This is a genomic window from Cryobacterium breve, from assembly GCF_004402375.1.
In the GTDB taxonomy this organism is placed as follows: Bacteria; Actinomycetota; Actinomycetes; order Actinomycetales; family Microbacteriaceae; genus Cryobacterium; species Cryobacterium breve.
Genome location: NZ_SOGJ01000012.1, coordinates 124342 through 130341 on the forward strand (window position 1 = coordinate 124342; position 6000 = coordinate 130341).

At 68.7% G+C, this 6000-nt stretch carries 5 protein-coding genes; 1 reads left to right on the forward strand and 4 read right to left on the reverse strand.

Annotation, left to right across the window (positions count from 1 at the left end; all coding sequences use genetic code 11):
• Positions 1-89: 89 nt before the first annotated feature.
• The 3 genes from E3O65_RS05560 to topA form a co-directional block, all read right to left on the reverse strand.
• Positions 90-1253 carry a DNA polymerase III subunit delta' gene (locus E3O65_RS05560; RefSeq protein ID WP_134362743.1) on the reverse strand — a complete coding sequence of 388 codons (1164 nt, stop codon included), beginning with the start codon at positions 1251-1253 and terminating at the stop codon, positions 90-92.
• A gap of 274 nt (positions 1254-1527) precedes the next feature.
• Positions 1528-2169 (reverse strand): dTMP kinase, encoded by a 642-nt coding sequence (gene tmk, locus E3O65_RS05565; RefSeq protein WP_134362744.1) that lies wholly within the window; start codon positions 2167-2169, stop codon positions 1528-1530.
• On the reverse strand, positions 2166-5168 hold the full coding sequence (gene topA / locus E3O65_RS05570; protein ID WP_134362745.1) for a type I DNA topoisomerase: 3003 nt from the start codon (positions 5166-5168) through the stop codon (positions 2166-2168). Before topA ends, tmk begins: the two co-directional genes overlap by 4 nt.
• A 138-nt stretch (positions 5169-5306) precedes the next feature.
• On the opposite strand from topA, the gene E3O65_RS05575 reads away from it, so the two are divergent.
• Positions 5307-5546, forward strand: coding sequence for a hypothetical protein (locus E3O65_RS05575; RefSeq protein WP_134362746.1), 240 nt, complete (start codon positions 5307-5309; stop codon positions 5544-5546).
• A 16-nt stretch (positions 5547-5562) separates the two neighbouring features.
• Here E3O65_RS05575 and E3O65_RS05580 read toward each other — a convergent pair.
• Positions 5563-6000: Rv3654c family TadE-like protein (locus tag E3O65_RS05580; protein ID WP_277870774.1), on the reverse strand; the 438-nt coding region annotated here is incomplete at its 5' end.

The window sequence follows — 6000 nt, forward strand, 5'->3', positions numbered from 1 at the left end:
TGCTCAAGCGAGTTCGTCTGGTCAACGGGTTCTCTTTCTCTCAGCTGAACGTTCAGCGGGCGGCCTCTGCGGCCGACCTGCACACCACGTCATCGGCGGATCGCCGACACGAGCATGGCCTCGAGGGCCAGCGCCGGCGCCACGTTCGATTCGATTCGCTGCCGGGCCTGGGCGATCGCATCCAGAGTGAACAGGGTGGCCGCGGGTGCGCAGACGGCTCCCGCTGCGCGCACCTCCGTGAGGAGTTCCCGGTTGATCACACTGGTCTCGCGGCCGAGCTGCACCATGATCACGTCCCGGTAGAGCGAGGTGAGGTCCACCAGGATGCGGTCGATCCCGTCGCGCAGGCTGCGGGTGGCGCGCCGCTTCTGGTCGTCTTCCAGGGCCTTGATCTGGCCGCGCAGGCCGGGCGGCACCGACTGGCCCGGCTCGACGCCCAGGGAGCGCAGCACTCCCTCGCGCTCGGCGGCGTCGCGTTCGAGGGTGATCGCCTTCGCGTCGTCGCCGGCGATGGCGAGCAGCCTGGCGGCGGCATTCACGGCCGCCGACACCCCACGGATGCCGAGGGCCGCCCGAAGGGTCTCCTCGCGTCGCGCACGCGCTTCGGGGTTCGTGGCCAGGCGGCGGGCCATGCCGATGTGGCTCTGCGCCTCACGCGCTGCTCGTTCCGCGGTGGCCCGGTCGACGCCGTCCCGGGCAACGAGCAGCTCGGCAACGTCGTCGACGCTCGGCACGCGCAGCCGCACCGACCGAACCCGGGACCGGATGGTGGGCAGCAGGTCGGCCTCGCTCGGGGCGCACAGGATCCACACGGTGCGTTCCGGCGGCTCTTCGAGGGCCTTGAGCAGAACGTTGGAGGTGCGCTCCACCATGCGGTCGGCGTCTTCGACGACGACCACGCGGTAGCGTCCCACCGACGGCGAGTACTGCGAGCGTTTCACGGCCTCTTTGACCGCGTCCATCTTGATGATGACGCCCTCGGTGGAGAGCACGGTCAGGTCGGGGTGAGTGCGAGCGTCGACAAGGCGGCGGGCGTTCTCGTCACCGGCCTCGGTGCCGGGGCTGAGCAGGGCGGTCGCGAAGGCGAACGCGAGGTTGGAACGGCCCGAGCCGGGCGGCCCGGTGATCAGCCAGGCGTGGGTCATCGCGGACCCGGCGCGCGCCTCGGGGTCTCCGTCGGCGGGCCGCTCGGCCGCCGCGCGGAAGATCGCGATCGCATCCGCTTGACCTGTCAGGCCATCCCACACAGTCATCGGACCAGCGTACCTTTCGTCGGTGACAGTGAGCTTGGAGCCGCAGCGCCCGGAAGTCGGAGCACCCCGGAACCGCAGCATCCCGGACCGCAGCATCCCGGACCGTCGAACCGATTCGACGGAGATTTTTGCCCAAAACGACCGGTTTGGGGCCGAAAACGGTATTCACGGGCAAAATCCCCGTCGAATTCGTTGGGGACACGCACCGGGAGCTGTTGACGCCGGGCAGGTACGGCGGGCGGATGGCGCTCAGCAGCAGGTCAGCCCGCGCGGCTCAGAGCAGCGCCGCGACCCGGTCGCGGATGACGGCGGCGATCTGCTCCACCGGCAGCGCTGCATCCACGATCAGGAAGCGCTCCGGCTCGGCGGCGGCCAGGGCAAGGAACGCGTCGCGCACCCGGCCGTGGAAGTCGCTCTTCTCCGCCTCGAGCCGATCGAAACGCTTGTTCGCCGCGTCGAGCCGGCCGCGCGCGGCACTCTCGTCGAGGTCGAGCAGAATGGTCAGCCGCGGCAGCAGCCCCTCCGCCGCCCACAGCGACAGGTTGCGAACCTCGGTGCCGTCGAGCACACGGCCGGCACCCTGGTAGGCGACGGATGAGTCGAGGTAGCGGTCCTGGACCACCACGTCGCCACGGGCAAGCGCCGGCCGCACCGCGGTGGCCACATGCTGTGCCCGGTCGGCGGCGTAGAGCAGCGCCTCGGCGCGCGGCGCGATCTCGCCGCGGTGGTGCAGCACGATCTCACGGATCGCGATGCCGACCTCGGTGCCGCCGGGCTCGCGCGTGCGCAATACGGTGCGCCCGCGCTGTTCGAGCCAATCGGTGAGCAGCTGCGACTGGGTGGTCTTGCCGGAACCGTCACCTCCCTCAAGGGTGATGAAGAGTCCAGCGGGTGCTACTCCTGCTGCACCGCTCACGACTGCGACGAGCCCTGTGCCGACTTCGCGGCCGCAGTGGCAGCCCGGGTCGCCGCAGCCTTCGCGGCCGTCGCGGCCTTCTGGGCTGGGGTGCGCTGGGCGCGCACGGTCGTGGTCGCGCCCGACGGGGTCGGTTTCTTCACTGCAGCCTTCTTCGCCGGAGCCTTCTTGACTGCAGCCTTCTTCGCCGGAGCCTTCTTGACTGCAGCCTTCTTCGCCGGAGCCTTCTTCACGGCCGGACCCTTGGCGCGCTTGTCCGCGAGCAGCTGCACCGCGCGGTCGAAGTCGACCTCCTCCACCGTTTCGGCCTTCGGGATAGTGGCGTTGGTGACTCCGTCGGTGACGTAAGCGCCGAACCGGCCGTCCTTGATCTTGATGGCCTTGCCGCTCTCCGGGTCGGGGGCCTCGAATTCCTTGAGCGCGCTCGACGCCCGCCGGGCGCCGTACTTGGGCTGCGCATACAGTTCGACCGCGCCGGCCAGGTCAATCTCGAAGATCTGGTCTTCGCTGGTGAGCGACCGGGTGTCGACGCCCTTCTTGAGATAGGGACCGAACTTTCCGTTCTGCGCCGTGATCTCCGCACTCGTCTCCGGGTCGATGCCGACCACGCGCGGCAGGGCGAGCAGGTGTAGCGCCGTATCGAGGTCGATCGTGGCGAGGTCCATGGTCTTGAACAGGGAGGCCGTGCGGGGCTTGACTGCGGCGACCTTCTTGGCCGGGGCCTTGCGCTTGGGCTTCGCGACGGCGGCGGCCGTCGTCGTCGCGGCTACCTCGGCGGCGGCCGAGTCGGCGAGCAGCGTAACCTCACCCGTGAGCGGGTCGATGGTCTCGCCGGGTTCGACGACCTCGGGCTCAGGCTCCAGCTCGGTGACGTAGGGTCCGAACCGGCCGTCCTTGGCCACAATGCGCTTGCCGTTGTCGGGGTTGATGCCAATCACCCGGTCGGTGATGACTGGCGCGTCGATGAGTTCGCGGGCCTTCGCCGGGGTCAGCTCATCGGGGGCCAGGTTCGGCGGGATATTCACGCGGCGCGGCGGGGCATCCGCTGCAGCATCGGGGTCGATGACCTCGAGATAGGGACCGTATTTGCCGATGCGCAAGGTGATGTCGTCGCCGATGGGCATCGAGTTGACGCTGCGGGCGTCGATCTCGCCCAGATTGTCGATGACCTGGCGCAGGCCGCGGTGTTTGTCGGAGCCGAAGTAGAAGCTGGTCAGCCAGTCCACCCGGTCGGCCTTGCCGTCGGCGATCCGGTCGAGGTCGTCCTCCATCTCGGCGGTGAAGTCGTATTCGACCAGGTCGGAGAAGTATTCCTCGAGCAGGCGCACGACCGAGAAAGCGATCCAGTTGGGCACGAGTGACTGGCCGCGAGGCGTGACGTAGCCCCGCTCGGTGATGGTGGAGATGATCGACGCGTACGTCGACGGACGGCCGATGCCGAGTTCTTCGAGCTTCTTGACCAGGCTGGCCTCGGTGTAGCGGGCGGCAGGAGTGGTCTCGTGACCTTTGGCCTCCACGTCGAGCAAGGTCAGCTTCTGACCCTCTTCGAGCGGCGGCAGCTTGGACTCGGTGGCGTCGGTGGGCGCGTTGCGCTCCTCGTCGCGGGACTCCTCATAGGCGAGCATGAACCCGCGGAACGTGATCACCGTGCCACTGGCGGCGAACTCGGCGAGAGCACCGGAGGCCGCGGGGTGCACGGATGCGCCGGTCGGCCCGGCCGCGATGGTCACCGATGCTGTCGACCCGGTCGCATCGGCCATCTGGGAGGCGACAGTGCGCTTCCAGATCAGGTCGTACAGCTTGAAGTCGTTGCCTCGAAGTGTGGATGCGAGGCTCGCCGGGGTGCGGAACGTGTCACCGGACGGGCGGATCGCTTCGTGCGCCTCCTGGGCGTTCTTGCTCTTGCCTTTGTAGAGGCGGGGCTTGTCAGGCACCGTTTCGGGGCCGTAGAGAGCGGATGCCTGGGTGCGTGCGGCGGTGATCGCCTGCTGCGACAGCGACGGCGAGTCGGTACGCATATAGGTGATGTAACCGTTTTCGTAGAGCGACTGCGCCACGCTCATGGTCTGCCGGGCCGTGAAGCGCAGTTTGCGCGCTGCCTCCTGCTGCAGGGTCGAAGTGGTGAACGGCGCGGCCGGGCTGCGACGGTAGGGCTTGGAGGCCACCTTTGTCACGGTCAGCGCGACGGACGGTTCCTTCAGGGCGGTGGCCAGGGCAAGGGCGGATGCCTCGTCGAGGGTGACCGCGGACACCTTCGGCTTGAGCCGGCCGAGGTCGTCGAAGTCGCCGCCGGAGGCGATGCGCTCCCCGTTCAGACGAACGAGCTTGGACTGGAACGCGGCATCCGTCGCCGACGCACCGGGCGCGAGCTGGGCGATCAGGTCCCAGTAGCCGGCCGACACGAACGCGAGGCGCTCGCGTTCGCGCTCGACGACGAGGCGGGTGGCGGCGGACTGCACGCGGCCGGCGGACAGGCCGGGGCCGACCTTGCGCCAGAGCACTGGGGAAATCTCGTAGCCGTAGATGCGGTCGAGGATGCGCCGGGTCTCTTGCGCGTCGACGAGGGCAGTGTCGAGGTCGCGGGTGTTGTCCTTCGCCTGAAGGATGGCTTCCTTGGTGATCTCGTGGAAGACCATGCGCTTGACCGGGACCTTGGGCTGCAGGACCTGCAGCAGGTGCCAGGCGATGGCCTCGCCTTCGCGGTCCTCATCAGTTGCGAGCAGGAGTTCGTCGGCGTTCTTCATGGCCCGCTTGAGTTCGGCCACGGTCTTCTTCTTGGCATCGGACACGACGTAGTACGGCTCGAAGCCGTTGTCCACGTCGACCGAGAACTTGCCCAGCGGGCCCTTTTTCAGTTCGGGCGGCAAATTTTTGGGCTCAATCAAGTCGCGAATATGGCCGACCGAGGACAAGACCTCGTAGCCGTCGCCCAGATAGGCGGCGATCGACTTCATCTTCGTCGGCGATTCGACAATGACCAGCTTCTTAGTGCCTGGCACCAGACTCCTCTTTATAGGTACGGGTCCAAGTGGGCCATGGCACACCATACACACTGCAATATGGTGCCTACCTAATCGAGCGCTCCGGCCGACGCCGCCAGGGGTTGCCAGGTATGCGATGGCGGGGACAATTGGAGCATGGCGAATTCAGCAACGGGCACGTACACCGCGAAGCTCACGGACGGCCCCCTCGAAGGAAAGACAGTGACCACGGAGTTCCTTGAGTCCGGCGATCCTCGGCCGCGACTCGAGATCCCGGTCGATGGCAACAAGCGCTACCTCTATCTGCGCGGCGCCGGCCTGGAATTCGGCTCCGCCGACGTACCCGACCGGCCCACCGCCGTCGACTACCGCTACGTCGAGGCCCTCCTCGACTAGCCCTCCTAACCCTCGGTCAGCCGGGCGGGCCCTGGGCCGCGCCGGGTGCAGTCGGCACGCCCGGCGCGGCGCCCGCACCGGGCGTGCCGCTATCCGATCCCGGAGGACCCGCCCTCGCTCGGGCACCCAGCTCGAACCCAAGGTAGCCGCGCACCGCCGTCACCGACACGATCAGCCCCTCCACCGTGCACCCGGTGACGGATGCCCCATTGAGCCTCGCCGCCTCGGCCGCCGCCGCGCAGGGAACGCCTGCCACACGCCCCGAGGCCGTGTCGGCGGCGGCGAGGGCCGCGGCATCCGTGGCCCCCTGCACCGACTGGCGGACCGCCAGCGCCGCGAACAGCGGCAGGAGCATCGCCGTGAACAGCAGGACCGCGCCGAGCACCCCGACCGCGAGCACGGTTCCGGAGCCGCGCTCCCCCGCCGGCCGCCCCTGCCCGGCGGGGCCTCGCCC

Excerpts from the sequence above, each read along its gene's own strand:
- E3O65_RS05560 (WP_134362743.1), bottom strand. The coding sequence starts at position 1,253 with ATGACTGTGTGGGATGGCCTGACAGGTCAAGCGGATGCGATCGCGATC.
- E3O65_RS05575 (WP_134362746.1), top strand. The coding sequence starts at position 5,307 with ATGGCGAATTCAGCAACGGGCACGTACACCGCGAAGCTCACGGACGGC.